Consider the following 17,458-nt stretch of genomic DNA (forward strand, 5'->3'; position numbering starts at 1 on the left):
AGCTATTGCTGATGAAACTTCAGTTTTAACTCACTTGCCGCTATAAATCCGTAATTCCTGAATAATTCCACACCTTCATTATTCAGAACCAGTTGAGTTGGCACAGCTGAAATTCCAAAATACTGCATTACATTCTGGCTGTTTGGGTTCATCACATTCAATTCGACAACATTTACCTTAATTTTCGGTGCGCTTTTTATTTCTGCCAAAACTGGCTCCATTTGTTTGCAGATGGTGCATCCGGTTGATTTGAATTGCAACAACGTAAACTCAAAATTTTCTCCGTTTTTGGTGTAATTGAAAAGAGAATCTACCCACTGTTCACCTGAAAGGATTACTTCTGTTCCGGCTGATGCGCGCAATTTTTCAGCGATGAAGTTGTTTAGGTTGTTTTTCATAAAGTAACCTAGCAACAAAAGTCCAAGCAGCAGAGATAAAAGGATTATGGGAAGGTTTTGTTTTTTCATTTTCTTCAAGACCTTTTTACAAAGGTAATTATTTTGAATTTTACAGTTTTCTTATCTTTCCATTAACCCGTTTCAAGGAACAAAGTAACTGAACTGTTTTTTCTATTTTTGCACCGAATGTTTCAAGCATTTTTTCAGGCCGGCAAAAGAATTGCAAAAACTCCGGAATATGCTTAAACCTGATGGAATTTTAGTGGTGATGTCAAAACTATGGAAAGAATTAAAGAGTTTTAAAACCTGGAGGTATGCACACGACCCTACCCATGTGGTCTTTTATCATGAGCAAACTTTCCGTTTTATTGCGATTCATTTTGGTTTTAACATTCTTGAAATGAAAAAAAAGCAAGGTAGTGATTTTGCAAAAGAAATGACCCATTATCTTTGCAAACAACCGGCGCATAAACGTATTTCGGGCCTGATTTTCAGTCGTTCAAAAGCAATGGGTTTGTGGCATTTAACGCACAGACCAAAATCCTTGTCGTTTACCACCTGCGAAATTTTCTGAAGTTGGTCGAGCCGGGTTTGAAGGTTGCGCAAACTGGCTTCCGTTATGCTTTTGTTGTTTATGGCATCCATGCGCGAAATGCGTCCAATGGCATCATCGGGAGAAACGGGTGCAGTAAACTCCCTTAATTCTTCTATTTTTTGCGAGAGTTTGTTCATTTCACTATTAATTACTTCTATAATCTGCTGTCGTTCTTCTTGTGTCATATTTTTTAGAATTAACCCAAAAATAGAATTTTTTGTGTGGCTTTTATGCTTGTTGAATTATAAATGCTGTAATTTTTGTTATTGCACTTTTCCCTGTGTAATTTAAATCTATGGCAAATTCATTATCTTCGCTGTATGAAGGCAAAACAGAAACCGGTATTTAACAAACGCATTTTCTGGGATGTGAACTTTGAGCAAATCGATTACGATGTCAAAGCAAATTTCGTTATTGAGCGGGTTTTCGAGCGAGGTGATGTGGAAGACATCCGTCAATGCCGCCGGTACTATGACGATGAAAAAGTGACGGAAGCCCTCTTGAATGCCAAATATTTGCCACTCCATACCATTCATTTTGCAAGTGCAATCATAAACAAACCAATTGAAGAATTCAGATGTTACACACTTCGGCAATTGAACCCGGAACTTTTTCCCTATTAAGGGAAGTGATGGAATTACCAATCCTTCAACCCTTTTCATTGGTTGGGGAAACCGCTTTGGCTTTACGTTACGGTCATCGAAGTTCAGTGGATTTGGATTTGTTCAATCATAAAGAGTTTAGTCAATCCCAAATTGTTGAAAATCTTGAAAGAGTGTTTCAGAAAAGATTTGTTTACAAACAGGAACAGACCCGATTTGGAATATTTTGTTTTATCGATGGAGTAAAAGTCGATATAGTCCATTTTCCACATCCACCAATTGCTCCTTTTGAGGAGTATGAAAAAGTCCGTTTTTACAGCGATGCAGATATTGCCGCTATGAAAATACAGGCCATTTTGGGGCGCGGAAAGAAAAAGGATTTTTGGGATCTGTATGAATTACTTCAACACTATTCACTACAACAAATCATCGACTGGCACAAACAAAAATATCCGAGCCAGATGCTTGCCATAAGTATTCCACATGCCATCACATATTTTGTTGATGCCGATGATAGCGAAACCCCGGTAAGTTTCAAAAATCAAACCTGGGAGGGGATTAAAAAAGGCATAAGTAAAATTGTCAGCGATTATTTACGCTAACTTCAACCGAATAATTAGGGCAGCGGACTACCTACTGCAATATCGCACCGGTGCCAGGGTTGTCCGTGCGCCGGATTCAGACGTGGTTTTGTTCCACTGTTTGCAGGAGTGGTGCTTCTTGCCTGCGAGGGATTCATTCGCATGGCGTTTTCGATGGTTGGAGCAGTAGGGTTATTTGCTGTTGAAGGTGCTGAACTTTGGGTACGGGGAGCAGTAGTGGTTGTTTGGCTGGATGTTGTTTGCCGTGTGGTGTTTGCCGGAGGAGAATTAAGCGGCGCACCAACCGGGATATCACAACGGTGATAGGGTTCTCCGTGCGGGGGATTCATCATTACTTCTGCACTGTTCTGGGCCGGGCCGGTTTGCTCTGTTGGTTCAGGAACTGGTGTTGAAATCTCTTGCATGTCAACTTCATCTGACAAATTGGCTTCTGTCTCAGTGTTCACTATGTTATTTTGCTCCATAGCCTGTTCCTGATTTTCTGATTGTGCAGGTTGTTTCGAATCATTTTTTGCAGGGTTGCAAGATGTTATAACAAACATGGCAACTGCAGTAATTACAATCGTGTATAAATTAAATTGAATTTTCATGTACTTCATAATTTTTAATTTGTTAATTTAAATTGAGTTGTTCCTTTTAGATTTGCTGTTAATTTCCAATCACTAAAACAACGTTTTCCTGCAAAAATAGTTTAAAATATTTAATACTTCCACCTGTTTGCCAGCGCCACCAGCGATAACATCACCGGAACTTCAACCAATACGCCAACAACTGTTACCAGAGCCGCCGGCGAGTGTAATCCGAAAAGTGCAATGGCAACGGCCACGGCCAGTTCAAAAAAGTTGCTGGCGCCAATCATGGCTGCCGGGGCGCAGATAGCATGTGGAAGTTTTAGTTTTTTACCTCCAAACCAGGCCAGGAAAAAGATAAAATAGGTTTGAATAATCAGGGGCACAGCAGCCAGCAAAATAATCAGCGGATTATTCAGAATGTTTTGCCCCTGAAAGGCAAAAAGCAACACCAGTGTAATCAAAAGCGCCATGATGCTCACCGGTTTCAGTTTGGGTAAAAATTCTTTTTTAAACCATTCGTCCCCGCGTCGTTTTATCAGGATTCGTTGAGTAATTATTCCTGCAACCAGCGGAACTACAACAAAAATGATAACACTGGCTATCAAAGTGTCATAAGGAATGATAATATTGGTAATTCCGAGCAGTAAACCTACAATGGGTATGAATGCTACCAAAATAATCAAATCGTTTACTGAAACCTGCACCAGCGTGTAATTGGGGTCGCCGTCGGTGAGGTAACTCCAAACAAAAACCATAGCAGTGCAGGGTGCTGCCCCTAAAATAATAGCGCCGGCAATATACTCGCCGGCAAGCTCCGGGTCAATCCAGGCAGAATAGATTTTTGAAAAAAATATCCATGCAAAAAATGCCATGGTAAAAGGTTTGATGGCCCAGTTGATAATAACGGTCCAGACAATACCCCGAGGCTTTTTACCCACTTGTTTAATACTGGTAAAATCAATCTGGAGCATCATCGGGTAAATCATTAGCCAAATCAAAACTGCTACCGGGATGTTTACACGGGCAAACTCCAGGCTGCTGATTATTTCAATTGAATCACCGAGTAAATAGCCAAGCCCTATACCGGCAAGTATTCCAAGGGCTACCCAGATGGTTAAATATTTCTCGAAAAAGCCAATGCTCTTTTTTTGTTTTCCCATTTTGACTATTTGTTTGCAATAATCGTTAAACTAAAAATTCCCGTTTCAGTTTGTTTGAATTTTTTAATTTCGTTTTCATTCAAATAGTTTATAAGAACCGTGTCCGGAATTCTGATTTGTTTTTCCTTTTTGATTTCTATATTCGTAAATCCCTGCTTTTCAATAATTTTTAGGTATTCCTGTTTTTCAGTTGCACCCGAAACGCAACCGGCGTACATTTCAGCAGCTTCTTTTAGCCCCTTTGGTAATTCACCGCTGGTTACCACATCCGAAATACAAAAATGGCCACCCGGTTTAAGCACCCGGAAAATTTCAGAAAATGCTTTTTGTTTGTCGGGAACCAGGTTGAGCACACAGTTGCTGATAACCACATCAAAATTGGAATCGGACAGCGGCATTTCTTCAATATCGCCCTGAATGAATCCGATGTTTTTGAATCCGGTTTTGGCTAAATTTTGCTGTGCTTTCCGAATCATTTCTTCGGTAAAATCGAGGCCGGTAACTTTTCCGGTTTCGCCAACAATAGTTCTGGCAATGAAACAATCATTGCCGGCACCGCTGCCCAAATCGAGCACACTGTCGCCTGGTTTTATACCGGCAAATTCGGTGGGTAAACCGCAGCCCAGTCCCAAATCTGCATCCGGATTATATCCAGCTACGTTGGTATATTCGTCGCCAATCATGCTGAATTCCAATTCACCGCAACACCCCGATGAGCCGCAACATCCTTCCTGTTGTAAAAGACTGCTTTGGCTGGCAATGGAGCCGTACTTTTCTTTTACTACCAGTTTTAAATCTTCTGCTTTCATAGTTGTGGTAAAATTTCTTCTTTATATAATTTCGTAAATGCTTCTTTTATTTCGTCGCGCACCCGGTAATATTCATTTTGAATAAATTCCGGTGTACCGGTGGCGTGCGAAGGGTCGTCGAACCCGATGTGCAGCCTGTGTTTTACTTTACCCAAAAAAGCCGGACAGTTTTCGTTGGCGCCGCCGCAAACGGTAATCACGTAATCCCATTCTCTGTCCAGATATAAATCAACTGAATCGGAAGTGTGTTCGCTGATATCGATACTAATTTCCTTCATTACTTCAACGGCTTTGTGGTTCAGTTTTCCGGAAGCCTCGGTTCCGGCTGAAGCTACTTCCAACCTGTCGTCGAACGATTTTAAAAATCCGTGGGCCATCTGGCTGCGGCAACTGTTGCCGGTGCATAGAATTAAAATTTTCATGATGAAATTGTTAAGGTGTCAAATTGTTAAACTGTTAAATGCAAAATTGCTGGATTATGCTATTTCTGCTCGTTTCCTAAATTAATGTGTCATCATACTCATGCAATCATGTTTTGCTACTTCATGAATTTATAGTGCACATCTGCAAACGCTTTGTGTGCAAAGGATTCTGAATGGCAGGAGGTGCAGCTCATTTTCACACTGGTGTTTTTTACTTTTCCGTCGTTTCCGTGGCAGGCTACACAGCTGTTTGTCGCTTCATTGGTGTGTGTATTTGTGATGTATGCATTGGTGTAAATATCGTTGAGCGAAGCGGTTACTTTTTGCGCCACGTCACCGGTTAACCGGCGGCACCGTTCTTTTCGTTCCTTGCTGTCCACAGAGAAACCCGATGTTTTGCACCAATTGGTGTTCGATGCATGGCACAAAACCGAATTGGAAGCACTTACCACTGGTGTAAAATCAAACACAGCATTTTGCGGGTTGAATACCGGCAAAGACTCTTTTTCGTACCATTGAAAAAGGTCGGTAATCATTTTATCCTGAACATTTTTATCGGTAACAAATAATCCAATTAACGCTGCTGCGCCGTTCAATGCACCACAAACCGACCCGAAGCCACCAATTCCCCCATGCCCGTATTTAAACATGTGGATGGGAAACGATGTAAACGGCTCACCAAACTTATCGGCCAACTGGGAAACGACACTTATAACGGTCGCATACATGCAGCTTCCTTCACTGTATCTGTCGTATGCCAGTTGAGCTGTTGCGGAAGGGTCCAGGTGAAAATACTCCCATTCGCTTTCTTCCGGGGTGAATTCCAGATTTCTTGTTTCCGGTAAAGGTTGTTTTTCAGGCTTGAATGCTGTAGTGAGTGTTAACAGGCCGGCTCCGCCTGCTGCAATAGCGCCGGCAGCTACTTTCATTGCTTTTCTTCTGTCCATTTTTTTTATCGTTTTTTGCGTTACTTTTATTATCGATTTTAAAAGAATGTTCCGTAAATCATTCCCGACAGGGTTGCCATTATTACCACCAGCAGAACATAAACCAGCGTTTTTTGTGTGCCAATCACACCGCGGATGACCAGCATATTTGGCAGCGATAACGAAGGCCCGGCAAGCAGCAATGCCAAAGCCGGTCCTTTTCCCATTCCGGCAGCAATAAGGCCCTGTAAAATGGGCACTTCAGTTAGCGTAGCGAAATACATAAATGCACCCACAATGGAGGCGAAAAAGTTGGAAAATACCGAATTCCCGCCCACCAGATTGGCCACCCATTCGTTGGGTATAATCCCGGCCATGGCTGTATCGTCGTGGGTTGAGCCAAGCAAAAAACCGGCTGCCAACACGCCAATGGCCAGCAGCGGCATAATCTGTTTGGTGAAATCCCATGCAGAAATGGTCCATTCTTTATTGTCCTGGTCTCTTTTATCGATTAAGGTAATAATACTTAATCCGGCAATAGCAACTACCATTGGAATGAGCGGTGACGAACTTAAGAATGCTGATGCAGCAGTGGCTAAAGTTGCAAGCAAAACATGCTGCCATTTGATTTTCAAAATTGCGATTAAAGAATATACGAGTACCAGTCCAAATGCCGAGGTGATGTACCACTTGTTGGCCCAAATCCAGTACCATGTGCCATCGGTTACGCCATCGCCCGGTTTTCCCCAGTTGGCAAAAACCAGAATAAGAACGAGGGTAAAAAAGTGAAGGGATGTTTGCCACATGGGGCGTTTTTCCGGAACATCGGGAAAACTCAGTTGCTCTTCATTTTTTGTTTTTTCCTCTTTACGGTAAATGAGCGACATAACGGAGCCAATGACTACGGCAAAAACCACTGCGCCAATTACGCGGGCAACGCCCATTTCAAAACCCAGAATGCGGGCTGTGAGTATGATGGCCAGAATATTGATGGCCGGTCCACTGTACAAAAGGGCGATGGCTGGTCCCAAACCTGCTCCGCGTTTGTGAATGCTTGAAAACAGGGGCAAAATGGTGCAACTGCAAACGGCCAGGATTGTCCCCGAAACCGATGCCACTGTGTAGGCCACCCATTTTTTTGCTTTGGCGCCAAAATATTTCATTACAGCGCCCTGACTTACAAAAACGGCAATTACCCCGGCTATAAAAAAGGCCGGCAGCAGGCACAAAATCACGTGTTCCTGTGCATACCATTTGGCCAAATCGAACATAGCCAGAATCGCTTCAGTGAATCGTGCGTTTTCGAGGGGCATAAAGTAGGCAAACACAAAAACGGCAACAATCCAACCTAAAATTTTAATCTCTTTTTTCCAGTCCATTTCAGGCTTCGTTAAATAGTTGGTTGAACAATTTTTTGGCCTTTTCCCAGTTTTCGTGATTCAGGCAGTATTTTATAAAAGGAGGTTCGGTTTCGCCCTGAATTAATCCGGCATATTTTAATTCTTTCAGGTGTTGCGAAAGCGTAGAACGCCCGATTGGAAGTTCATCAACCAAATCGCCGCTATAGCAGCAGGCATCAATTCCGCTCAGTTTTTTTAGGATATAAATCCGTACCGGGTGGCTCAGGGCTTTAGCTATTTTTGCCTTTTGCAAAATTGCCTCTTCAAATTCAATTTTTACTGTCATTTTATTGTTGGTAATGAAAATCTTTGTTCGTATTTCGCAAAATAACGAAATGATTTATTGACCACCAAAGAATTTTTCACTAATTTTGCTTTTGTCGTTGAAGGATGAATGGCAATGTGTTGATATACAAAATTAAAAATTCCATATTTAGAACCAGTTTTAATAACCAAAAATCAGCAATTATGAAATTAAAGTTTATTACCGCACTTCTTTGTATTGTATTTGGTTTTTCAGAAATGAATGCCCAATCGCTTGAAATCATTAAACTTCCTGCGCCTCAGAAATCCGGGGGTATGTCGCTGATGGAATCACTGAACAACCGTCAGTCGCAGCGCTCATACAGCAGTAAAGAACTCACACAGCAGCAAATGTCGAACCTGCTTTGGGCGGCTTACGGCATTAACCGGCCCAATGGTTACCGAACCGCTCCGTCGGCACGTGCAGTGCACGAGTACGATATTTACATCATTAAAAATGACGGCTGGTTTGTGTACGACGCAGAGCAACACGCCATGCTGAAAATGGGCAATGAAAATTTGCAGGAACATGCAGGATCGCAGGATTATGTTCAGACTGCCCCTGTAAACCTGGTTTTTGTGGCCGATTTTGACAGGATGGAAGTTTACGATGAAGAAATGAAGGTTTTCTATTCTGCAACAAATGTGGGGTTCATTTCGCAAAATGTTTACCTCTGGTGTGCGTCAGAAGGTCTTGGTACCGTGGTTCGTGGTTTAATTGACAAGGAAAAAGCCAAAGAGGTTTTAAAACTTCGTCCCAATCAACATGTTGTGTTGGCGCAAACCGTTGGGTATCCAGGGGAATAAAATTGTTTTTTGACCAATAGATAAAGGCTGATCGGATTTTAATCCGGCCAGCCTTTTTAATATTTTGTTTTTTAACGAATTAAGGTTTTATCTTTTCGAACAATCCCAGCAGTTTGGCATTCAACGTGTTTTTAATTTCCTCTTCGTTTTCTCCGATGGGTTTTACTGGAATTAAATCCATTACTTCCTCTGGTGTTAAGCCCGATTTGTAATACAATTTAATGGCATTTTTTAAGGTGTTCCGGATGGTTTTTGCAGCCTCTTCTTTCGAAAGACCGGTTTTTTCGCCAATGGCCTCCAACTCCTGCCACTGAAACCAGAAATAGGTGGGCAACATTCCTGAAATAATAGCATAACCTTCCAGCTTATTCTCTTCGGTTTCGAAGGTTTTGCCCAGCGGTTTAAACAGCTTTTTTATTTGCTTTTTCTCTTTTTTCAGCATGGCCGGATGAAAAGCCAGCGGATTATATCCCTCATTGATATAGGAAGTTGCATTGGGAATCATCCGCACGATGTTAGCGGTTTTTACTTTCGAAGTAATTTTTTCGATAGTGATTTTGGGCGCCAGCGAAACCAAAAACGTTTTTTCATTCACTACACCAGCAATTTTATCGACCGTTTCCATCACTACCGGCGGGTGAACAGCAATTACAACCACGTCTGTTTTGGCTGCTGCTTCCGGGCTTTCGGCTTTTTCTACTTGCGGATAAGCATTTTTTAATGCGTCGAGCGTTTCTATGTTGTGGTCGTAAACCTTTACTGATATAAATTCAACGCTTTTGTTTTTAAATCCTTCAAGGAAAATTTTTGTGATTCTTCCTCCTCCGATAAATCCTATGGTTGTTTTCATGATAACTACTATTTAAAGGTTATAAAATTGATTTGTTTTCAGTTAATTTACTTACTATCATTTTCACTGACGGAACATACCCGCGGGCTGCCACTTTCCCGTTTATTACCAGTGTAGGTAAAATCCAGGTCGGGTATTTTATCATTTGGTCCAGCGAATCTACAATTTCAATTTTCAAGGGTAAACCCGAAATTGCAAGAGCTTCTTCCACACGGGAAACCAGCCGCTTGCACTTCCCGCACTTCCTTTTCGGACAAAATATTTTTATTTCCCGTTCCAAACTACCTGAATTTATTCCGCCAGTTGAAAACTTTTCACGGCTTCAATTTGAATTTTGCTTACCGAATTTTTACATCTCGTTTTTGCTTTTGCAAGAGAATTTACCGTTTCGCCAAACGTTTCCAGTTGCTGGATTATTTGATTCAGCCTTTCCTCATTCAACCTGTAGTTCTGGCAAACTCCTTCCGGACTGCAGGAAATGAGTCCGGCTTCGCGCAGTTTGGCCATGTGTTGCGACACGGTTGATTTACTTAACGGCAGTTCGCTACTGATAGCTCCGGCCGGACATTCGTGGTATTTGGCCAGATGCTCAATAATTTGCAGCCGGGCAGGGTGTGCCAGCGCCTGCAGGGCAGAGGCCAGCTCAACAAAAGACTCGTTGTATTTTTCTAAACCGTTCATTTTTAAACTAAAAAGAAAATAGTAACCATGTAATAAATACCAACCCCGATAAACAACACCGCAATTACCCGCCGGAACCACTTTTCAAAGGTTTTCATCCGGTTGTAAAGTTGACCGATTTTGCCCATGCTGAATGCGATGAGCCAGGCAAAAATAATGACCGGAATTCCGGTGGCCAGCGCAAAAACAACAGGCAGGTAAAGTCCGCCGGTGCTGCTGATGGTCATGGGAATAAGCATTCCGAAATAGAGCACTCCGCTGTACGGGCAAAAGGCCAGTGCAAACACAATTCCCAGAAGAAGGACACCCCAGAAACCGCCTTTGGAGTTGTTCTCCATTTTTTCAGTTAATGAACCGATGCCCGGAATTTTCAGGTTGATAACACCCAACATAAAAAGGCCGATGACAATGAGCAGCGGACCGATGATTTTTTCGCCCCAAACCTGCAAAAAACCTGAGAGCTGAAACTGGCTGGCGCTGAAAAAGAAAATTAATCCGATAGCTGTGTAGGAAATACCGCGTCCCAGTGTGTAAACCAAACCATTGTAAAATACACGCCGCTGACTTTGAATGTCTTTACTGATGTACCCGATGGCTGTAATATTTGTTGCCAACGGGCAAGGGCTGATGGCGGTCATTAGTCCCAGAATAAATGCCGACAACAGCGGCAGTTGCGTATTCTCAAGAAAATTATGCAGTACTTCCATTTCAGATTTTTACTTCAGCGACTCCACCGTTGTTTTAATTTTTTCTTTGAGTTTCTCCGGGTTTCTTAATGCATTCATAAAACCGTCGGTAGTGATATCAACTTTTTTGCTGCCATTTGTAAATAAAAGCGACTGCCCACCAACTTCAAGGCTTTTGGCCAGTTCTTCATTCTCTTTGTTGTCGAGGTTCACTGATTTTAACTGGATTTTGTCGCCATACAATTCCTTTAACGATTCGGTTGTGACTTTTTCAACTGTTTTGCAGGTTACACAACGCCGTGAAGTGTGAAAATAGTAAGCTTTAACGGCCGATTCATTTTCTTCTTCTGCCAAAGCCAGCGCATTGACTGAATTGTCATCCTCTGCTGTTTTGTTGCAGCACTGTGCATTTGAAGAGAATACTCCGAGTACAAAAACAAAACTCAAAACTGAAATTACTTTTTTCATGATTTCCGGTTTTTATTTGGTTAATAAATTTTTGATTTCATCTACACTGGGCACCCGGCCTTTTATCAAAACTTTACCGTCAATTACCAGTGCGGGGGTGGTCATTACACCAAACTGCATAATTTGCATGATATCTTCCACTTTCGATACGGTTGCATCCACACCGGCAGCAGTTACTGCATCGTTGGCTGCTTTTTCCAATGCCTTGCATTTTGGGCAGCCTGTTCCTAAAACTTTTATGTCCATTATTAAAAATTAATTGTTCGCTGTTCGCAAAAATACGAACAATGGAATTAAAAAAAAACTATTTCTGCAACATATTTTGAAAAAGTTTTTTGGCCAGATTCCAGTTTTCCTGGTTAATGCAGTATTTTATTTTTGGCGCTTCAATTTCGCCCTGAATTAATCCGGCAGCTTTCAGTTCTTTCAAATGTTGCGAAAGAGTAGATTTGGCAATGGGGAGGTCTTCCGAAAGATCGCCGCTGTAGCAGCACGATTGTTTCGACAGCAGTTCCATAATATAAACCCTTACCGGATGGCCAAGCGCTTTGGCAAACCGGGCAAGCTGTTTTTGATTTTCCGAAAAAACTTTTTTTGTCATTTTTTTATTGAATTGAACACAAATATAATACAATTTGGTATTGTTCGAATTCCGGTTTTTTTTCTCACTTTTGCACCCTCGAAATTTAAATCAGATATGGAGAAATTTATTGATTTGTTGAAAAGGTTGATTTCGACACCCTCATTTAGCAAAGAAGAAGAAAAAGCTGCAGAGGTAATGCGGGAATTTTTACAATTGGAGAACATTCCGTTTAAAGTTAAAAAGAACAACACCTGGACCTTTAACAAGCATTTTACCAAAGGAAAACCTACTCTTTTGCTTAATTCACATATCGATACCGTACGCCCTGCAAAAGGATATGTGCTCGATCCTTTTTCACCCATCGAAGACGGCGACAAACTTTACGGGCTGGGAAGCAACGATGCCGGAGGCCCTCTGATGGCTTTGCTGGCCGTTTTTCTTCATTTTTATGATAGGGAAGATTTGCCGTTCAACCTGATTTTTGCTGCCACTGCCGAAGAAGAAATTTCAGGCAGGCAGGGCCTCGAAATTGTTTTGCCCGAAATTGCACCGGTTGCATTTGCCATAATTGGCGAACCAACCCGCATGGAGCTGGCTATTGCCGAGAAAGGCCTGCTGGTGCTCGATTGTTTTGCTCACGGAAAATCAGGCCACGCAGCCCGCTTTGAAGGAGACAATGCACTGTATAAAGCTCTCGACGATATTCAAAAATTGAGAAATTTTGAATTTGAAAAAGCCGATGGGATACTGGGGGCAGTTAAAATTACTGTAACCCAGATTGAAGCCGGTACTCAGCACAATGTTATTCCGGATATCTGTCATTTTGTGGTGGATGTTCGTACCAACGAGTTTTACTCCAATAAAGAAGCTGCAAAAATTATTTCTGAACTGATTGATTCGGAAGTCAAACCGCGATCTTTCCGTCTGAATTCATCAGGAATCAGTGTCGATCATCCGTTTGCCCGAAAAGCAGCCGAAATGGGAATCCGGATTTACGGATCGCCTACAACATCAGATCAGGCCATTATTTCATTTCCATCAGTAAAAATGGGGCCGGGCGACTCGGCGCGTTCCCATTCTGCCGATGAGTACATATATAAAAGTGAAATTATTGCAGGCGTTCAGCGGTATATCGAATTGCTGGAAGGGTTGAAGATCTGAGGTGAAGTTTTCAGTCGCAGTCGCCAGTTTACAGTCTCAGTTTTCAGCTCTTGAAACAATTTCACAATTTTACATTTTTATAATTTACCCATGCAACCAAACAATCCGTTACACGGTAAAACCCTCGAAGCAATTATGGTTTATCTTGTGAGCTTTTATGGCTGGGAAGAATTGGGCAAACGCATCCGGATTAATTGTTTTCAAAAAGACCCGAGCATTAATTCGAGCCTGAAGTTTTTACGACGCACTCCCTGGGCCAGAAAAAAAGTGGAAGATTTGTATTTGGCAACAATCAAAAAGAATGCATAAAAATGTTGTTCGTTGAATGCAATATGCTGTTCATTGAATTTTCTTATAAAAGCATATAAAATTCTACAACCAGGTACAACTTTTGTTTAAGGCCTGTAAAACCAGAAAACAATTTACAATGAAAAAAAATTTTACCTCAATTGCAGTTTTTGTGCTAATCCTGTTCGTTTTTCAATCCTGCTTTTCACCTCAAAATATAGTCCGGCTTCAACCCGAAAAAAATGATGTGAAATGGCGGTACGGCCAGCAGTTTGTTTCCGATTCGCTTTACGGAGTAATATATGAAGTGGGTTTTGATCAACTGAAAGACAATAAATACTGGTTCGATTTTAATATTACCAATTACTCTAATTTGCCGGTTTTAATTGACCCCGCCGATTTTTATATCCAGGCATTTAATGGCAATAACGAACCATTAACGGAAAGTCGGTTGAGGGCCGCTGACCCGGAAAATGAAATTCTGGAAATTGAAAAAGAACTCTCGAAAAATGAAGCCCGTGAATTGAATCAAATAGGATTTACCGTTTTAGCTGCAACGGCTGATATTGCCACCGGAATAGCTGTTACTACTGACGGAAATCCTCACAATAACCATTTACGCACTCATCTTTACCATCATGCCCTTGCTACCGATGCACATCATTCCTTTCAGTCACAAAACCTCAATGAAGTGATGGACTCGTGGAAAAGTTCCACCATAAGAAAAACTACCCTGGAAAGCAATTACAGCATGCAGGGAAAAGTTTTTTTCCCCGCTTTAAGAGAGGCGGATTTTATTAAACTTTATTTGCCGGTTGACAGCCAGCACATTGAAATGAATTACAAACAGGTACAATTTCCGGTAAATTAGGTTAGTGATTCTTTAAAAATTCTTAAACTGATGAATGCTTTTTTTTAGTGTTAATCTGTTGGCATACAATTTGATATGGGTTCTTTTTGTTTGTAAGAATGTTGAACAGATGAATGAAACGATAATTTGTCTGTCGTAATTTGGAATTTTGGCAGACAGAAAACCGGAGGGCATGACAATGAAAAAAGAGTATTTCATGATACTGTTGTTGTCGTTGGGTTATTTGCTTTTCTGGCCGCTGAATGTTTTTTCCCAGTACTTTGGCCGGAACAAGCCCAGTTACCGAACTTTTAAATACGATGCGCTTTATACGCCAAATTTCGAAATTTATCACTACCTGAAAAACGATACATTTATTGCTCAATTTGCTGAATGGGCCGAAGAGTGGTATGTTATGCACCAGAAGGTTTTTAAAGATACCTTTCAAAATAAAAACCCGTTGATACTATATACCAATCATTCAGACTTCCAGCAAACTACAGCCATTAGCGGTACTATTGGTACAACCACCGGAGGAGTTACTGAAGCTTTAAAAAACAGGGTGGTAATGCCGGTTGCACCTACATTGGCACAAACCGACCATGTTTTGGGGCATGAACTGGTTCACGCTTTTCAGTTCAACCGGTTGCTGCATTCCGATTCCATTAGCGGCTCTTCTTTGAATAATATTCCGCTTTGGATGATTGAGGGTATGGCAGAATATTTTTCCATTGGGAGCGTGGACCCCAACACAGCTATGTGGATGCGGGATGCCCTGGTGAACAACGATTTCCCTACATTGAAACAACTGTCAACAGAAGCAAAATACTTTCCTTATCGCTATGGCCATGCGTTTTGGGCCATGATTGGCAAAACCTGGGGCGATTCGCTCATCATTCCTATTTTTACACAAACAGCCAGGTTTGGCCTTGATAATGCGCTCGATTCGCTGCTTGGCTTTGACGCCAAAACGCTTTCAGGATTGTGGAAAAATGCCATGGAAACTTATTACAATAAGTACATTGAAGATTCGGTTACTTATGTTGCAGGCAAAAAAATCATTTCCGAAAAGAACTCAGGAAGAATGAATTTGTCGCCGTCACTTAGCCCCGACGGGAAATATCTGGCTTTTTTTTCGGAAAAAGATGTATTTACCCTCGATCTGTTTCTGGCTGACGCTGAAACAGGAAAGATTATCAAAAAACTTTCGAGCATTACCCGCAACCATGAAATTGATGATTTTAGTTTTAATGAGTCGGCAGGCACGTGGTCGCCCGACAGCAAAAAATTTGCTTTTGTCATTTTTCAGAAAGGAAAAAACAAACTAGCGATTGTGGATGTGAAACGTGCCAAAATTACCGATGAAATTGAGTTTGACAATGTTCCTTCTTTTTCCAATCCGGAATGGTCGCCGGATGGCAGGCACATTGTTTTTTCAGGATTGGTTGAAGGCATTGGCGATTTATTCATTTACAACACCCGGACCGGAAATATTACGAAACTGACTGATGGTTTTTCATCCAAAATTCACCCGGCGTGGTCACCCGATGGAAATTATATTGTGTTTGTGGACGAAGAAATGAACGCAGACCGCCAGGCAAAAAAGTTCAGTACAATTTTGAAAATCATCGATATCAGAACACAGGAAATTCAGAAGCTGGAAGTATTTCCCGGGGCAGACAATCTGAATCCCCGTTTTTCGCATGATGGCAAAAGCATCTATTTTCTTTCCAATGCCGATGGTTTCAGAAATTTATTTGCTTATGATCTTGAATCAGAGAAAGTATTCCGGTTAACCCGTTTTAAAACAGGCATCAGTGGTCTTACTCCCTATTCTACCGCCATGAGTGCAGCCATTGGACGTGATCTGATTGCTTTCACATACTACAATAAAAACAGTTACGAAATTTATACGGCCACATCTGCCGATTTTCGTTTTGAAGAAATGGATAAAACACGTGTTGATTTTGAACCGGGAACTTTGCCGCCGCTGAACCATAATTACAGCAATATTGTTGATGCGGCACTTTACAAACGATGGAATAATGAATTGACGCTTCCTCCTGATTCAGTTAAGAAAGTTCCTTACAGGCCGAAATTTAAGCTCGATTACATTTCAAATACTGCCGGGGTTGGAATTTCCACCGGTGGACGTTACAATACGAACAGTATGGCAGGCAGCGTGACGATGATTTTCAGCGACATGGTTGGGAATAACCAGCTTTATTCTATTCTTGCCCTGAATGGCGAAATTTATGATTTTGGAGGGCAGGTTGCCTATGTGAATCAAACCCGAAAGTTCAACTGGGGAGTCACTGCTTCACATATTCCATACCGCGCCGGTGATATGTTTTTCAGACGCGATACGCTGATTTTCAAATCGAAAGATGATGACGAGACTTACGAGGTTCCGGTTACCGATTTGGTGCTGGATTACATTCGTATGTTTGAAGACAACATTTCCTTTTTTACTTACCATGCACTTTCGCAAACACGAAGGTTTGAGGCAGGTGTATCTACCTCGTGGTATTATTACCGAATAGACCGGTATCATAATTATTACGACGATTTTGGATATCCGGTGGCCTACAGCAAAGAACGAATGCCGGCGCCCGACGGAAACAATTACCAGAAAATTGATTTGGCTTATGTAACCGATAATTCGTATTTTGGAATGACTTCGCCCATGCGTGGCCAGCGCACACGATACCAGTTAGAGAAGTATTTTGGCGCCGTGAATTTTTTTACCGGCCTTGTGGATTACCGGCAATATTCTTTTATCAATCCGGTTACCCTGGCTTTTCGGTTTTACCATTACGGGAGGTATGGAAAAGGTTCGGAAACTGACATTGTTTCACCAATCTACCTGGGATATCCCTGGCTGATTCGGGGCTATGAAAATTTATCGTTTTACGGAAACCCGGGCGACAACACAATAGGTTTTAATTCACTGAATTACTCTCATTTAAGCGGCAGCAGGGTAGCAGTGGTTAATGCCGAATTGCGCGTACCCATGACTGGTCCCAAAAGACTTGCACTGTTCGGGTCAAAATATTTTCTGACTGACTTGAATTTGTTTTTTGATGGAGGTTTGGCCTGGAGCGCAGGTGACAAGCCGAAAATCACCTGGGCTGAAGCTGCATTTAACCAACGTGTTCCTGTTTTTAGCACCGGCGTATCGGTTCGGGTAAATGTTTTGGGTTACATGATTTTGGAACCTTACTTTGCGATTCCGTTCCAGAATGGCGGCTGGCAAAATAAAAATTTCGGGTTGAATTTCGTTCCCGGATGGTAG

General features: G+C 41.7%; 23 protein-coding genes and 1 pseudogene. 8 read left to right on the forward strand and 16 right to left on the reverse strand.

Annotated elements, in window-relative coordinates; genetic code table 11:
* Nucleotides 1–2 precede the first annotated feature (2 nt).
* Entirely contained in the window at nt 3–467 is a 465-nt protein-coding gene (locus ACESMA_RS05915; RefSeq protein ID WP_372947856.1) for a thioredoxin family protein, read from the reverse strand.
* 88 nt (nt 468–555) lie between these two features.
* Between ACESMA_RS05915 and ACESMA_RS05920 the strand changes: the two are divergent.
* Nucleotides 556–786 (forward strand): annotated as a pseudogene (locus ACESMA_RS05920) (methyltransferase domain-containing protein); the annotation flags it as partial.
* A gap of 56 nt (nt 787–842) precedes the next feature.
* On the opposite strand, the gene ACESMA_RS05925 reads toward ACESMA_RS05920, so the two are convergent.
* The gene (locus ACESMA_RS05925) at nt 843–1,178 is read right to left on the reverse strand and encodes a TraR/DksA family transcriptional regulator (RefSeq protein ID WP_372947857.1); all 336 of its coding nucleotides are present in this window, start codon (nt 1,176–1,178) and stop codon (nt 843–845) included.
* Between the two features lie 135 nt (nt 1,179–1,313).
* Between ACESMA_RS05925 and ACESMA_RS05930 the strand changes: the two genes are divergently transcribed.
* Together ACESMA_RS05930 and ACESMA_RS05935 are read left to right on the forward strand one after the other, a co-directional pair.
* The gene (locus ACESMA_RS05930) at nt 1,314–1,616 is read left to right on the forward strand and encodes a DUF6922 domain-containing protein (RefSeq protein ID WP_372947858.1); all 303 of its coding nucleotides are present in this window, start codon (nt 1,314–1,316) and stop codon (nt 1,614–1,616) included.
* An 8-nt stretch (nt 1,617–1,624) separates the two neighbouring features.
* Entirely contained in the window at nt 1,625–2,197 is a 573-nt protein-coding gene (locus tag ACESMA_RS05935; protein WP_372947859.1) for a nucleotidyl transferase AbiEii/AbiGii toxin family protein, read from the forward strand.
* 14 nt (nt 2,198–2,211) lie between these two features.
* Here ACESMA_RS05935 and ACESMA_RS05940 read toward each other — a convergent pair whose 3' ends face one another.
* The 7 genes from ACESMA_RS05940 to ACESMA_RS05970 form a co-directional block, all read right to left on the reverse strand.
* Nucleotides 2,212–2,796 carry a hypothetical protein gene (locus tag ACESMA_RS05940; protein ID WP_372947860.1) on the reverse strand — a complete coding sequence of 195 codons (585 nt, stop codon included), beginning with the start codon at nt 2,794–2,796 and terminating at the stop codon, nt 2,212–2,214.
* A gap of 101 nt (nt 2,797–2,897) precedes the next feature.
* Nucleotides 2,898–3,929 (reverse strand): ACR3 family arsenite efflux transporter, encoded by a 1,032-nt coding sequence (gene arsB / locus ACESMA_RS05945; RefSeq protein WP_372947861.1) that lies wholly within the window; start codon nt 3,927–3,929, stop codon nt 2,898–2,900.
* 5 nt (nt 3,930–3,934) lie between these two features.
* Nucleotides 3,935–4,738, reverse strand: coding sequence for an arsenite methyltransferase (gene arsM / locus ACESMA_RS05950; RefSeq protein WP_372947862.1), 804 nt, complete (start codon nt 4,736–4,738; stop codon nt 3,935–3,937).
* Nucleotides 4,735–5,160, reverse strand: a complete 426-nt coding sequence (locus tag ACESMA_RS05955) for an arsenate reductase ArsC (protein ID WP_372947863.1) — start codon at nt 5,158–5,160, stop codon at nt 4,735–4,737. Before ACESMA_RS05955 ends, arsM begins: the two co-directional genes overlap by 4 nt.
* Nucleotides 5,161–5,276: 116 nt before the next feature.
* A complete protein-coding gene (locus tag ACESMA_RS05960; RefSeq protein WP_372947864.1) occupies nt 5,277–6,107 on the reverse strand; it encodes a C-GCAxxG-C-C family protein in 831 nt (276 codons plus the stop codon).
* A 38-nt stretch (nt 6,108–6,145) separates the two neighbouring features.
* Entirely contained in the window at nt 6,146–7,465 is a 1,320-nt protein-coding gene (locus ACESMA_RS05965) for a permease (protein ID WP_372947865.1), read from the reverse strand.
* A 1-nt stretch (nt 7,466) separates the two neighbouring features.
* Entirely contained in the window at nt 7,467–7,772 is a 306-nt protein-coding gene (locus tag ACESMA_RS05970) for an ArsR/SmtB family transcription factor (RefSeq protein WP_372947866.1), read from the reverse strand.
* Nucleotides 7,773–7,954: 182 nt separating this feature from the next.
* Between ACESMA_RS05970 and ACESMA_RS05975 the strand changes: the two genes are divergently transcribed.
* On the forward strand, nt 7,955–8,596 hold the full coding sequence (locus tag ACESMA_RS05975) for a nitroreductase family protein (RefSeq protein ID WP_372947867.1): 642 nt from the start codon (nt 7,955–7,957) through the stop codon (nt 8,594–8,596).
* Between the two features lie 79 nt (nt 8,597–8,675).
* Here ACESMA_RS05975 and ACESMA_RS05980 read toward each other — a convergent pair whose 3' ends face one another.
* Genes ACESMA_RS05980 through ACESMA_RS06010 form a run of 7 tightly spaced genes read right to left on the reverse strand, consistent with a single transcriptional unit; the run spans nt 8,676 to nt 11,882 of the window.
* Nucleotides 8,676–9,446, reverse strand: a complete 771-nt coding sequence (locus ACESMA_RS05980; RefSeq protein ID WP_372947868.1) for a pyrroline-5-carboxylate reductase family protein — start codon at nt 9,444–9,446, stop codon at nt 8,676–8,678.
* A gap of 19 nt (nt 9,447–9,465) precedes the next feature.
* Complete coding sequence (locus ACESMA_RS05985) at nt 9,466–9,726, reverse strand: thioredoxin family protein (protein WP_372947869.1); 261 nt, start codon at nt 9,724–9,726, stop codon at nt 9,466–9,468.
* Between the two features lie 11 nt (nt 9,727–9,737).
* Nucleotides 9,738–10,127, reverse strand: coding sequence for an ArsR/SmtB family transcription factor (locus ACESMA_RS05990; RefSeq protein ID WP_372947870.1), 390 nt, complete (start codon nt 10,125–10,127; stop codon nt 9,738–9,740).
* A gap of 2 nt (nt 10,128–10,129) precedes the next feature.
* The gene (locus ACESMA_RS05995; protein WP_372947871.1) at nt 10,130–10,834 is read right to left on the reverse strand and encodes an aromatic aminobenezylarsenical efflux permease ArsG family transporter; all 705 of its coding nucleotides are present in this window, start codon (nt 10,832–10,834) and stop codon (nt 10,130–10,132) included.
* Between the two features lie 9 nt (nt 10,835–10,843).
* Nucleotides 10,844–11,281, reverse strand: coding sequence for a nitrophenyl compound nitroreductase subunit ArsF family protein (locus ACESMA_RS06000; RefSeq protein ID WP_372947872.1), 438 nt, complete (start codon nt 11,279–11,281; stop codon nt 10,844–10,846).
* 12 nt (nt 11,282–11,293) lie between these two features.
* The gene (locus tag ACESMA_RS06005; protein ID WP_372947873.1) at nt 11,294–11,527 is read right to left on the reverse strand and encodes a thioredoxin family protein; all 234 of its coding nucleotides are present in this window, start codon (nt 11,525–11,527) and stop codon (nt 11,294–11,296) included.
* 58 nt (nt 11,528–11,585) lie between these two features.
* The gene (locus ACESMA_RS06010; protein ID WP_372947874.1) at nt 11,586–11,882 is read right to left on the reverse strand and encodes an ArsR/SmtB family transcription factor; all 297 of its coding nucleotides are present in this window, start codon (nt 11,880–11,882) and stop codon (nt 11,586–11,588) included.
* A gap of 96 nt (nt 11,883–11,978) precedes the next feature.
* Between ACESMA_RS06010 and ACESMA_RS06015 the strand changes: the two genes are divergently transcribed.
* The 4 genes from ACESMA_RS06015 to ACESMA_RS06030 all read left to right on the forward strand — a co-directional run bounded on the left by ACESMA_RS06015 (nt 11,979) and on the right by ACESMA_RS06030 (nt 17,458).
* Entirely contained in the window at nt 11,979–13,025 is a 1,047-nt protein-coding gene (locus ACESMA_RS06015; RefSeq protein ID WP_372947875.1) for a M20 family metallo-hydrolase, read from the forward strand.
* Between the two features lie 90 nt (nt 13,026–13,115).
* Complete coding sequence (locus tag ACESMA_RS06020) at nt 13,116–13,334, forward strand: VF530 family DNA-binding protein (protein WP_372947876.1); 219 nt, start codon at nt 13,116–13,118, stop codon at nt 13,332–13,334.
* A 118-nt stretch (nt 13,335–13,452) separates the two neighbouring features.
* Complete coding sequence (locus tag ACESMA_RS06025; protein ID WP_372947877.1) at nt 13,453–14,184, forward strand: hypothetical protein; 732 nt, start codon at nt 13,453–13,455, stop codon at nt 14,182–14,184.
* Nucleotides 14,185–14,356: 172 nt separating this feature from the next.
* Entirely contained in the window at nt 14,357–17,458 is a 3,102-nt protein-coding gene (locus tag ACESMA_RS06030; protein ID WP_372947878.1) for an eIF2A-related protein, read from the forward strand.

The organism is Mariniphaga sp. (genome assembly GCF_041687215.1).
Lineage (GTDB): Bacteria > Bacteroidota > Bacteroidia > Bacteroidales > Prolixibacteraceae > Mariniphaga.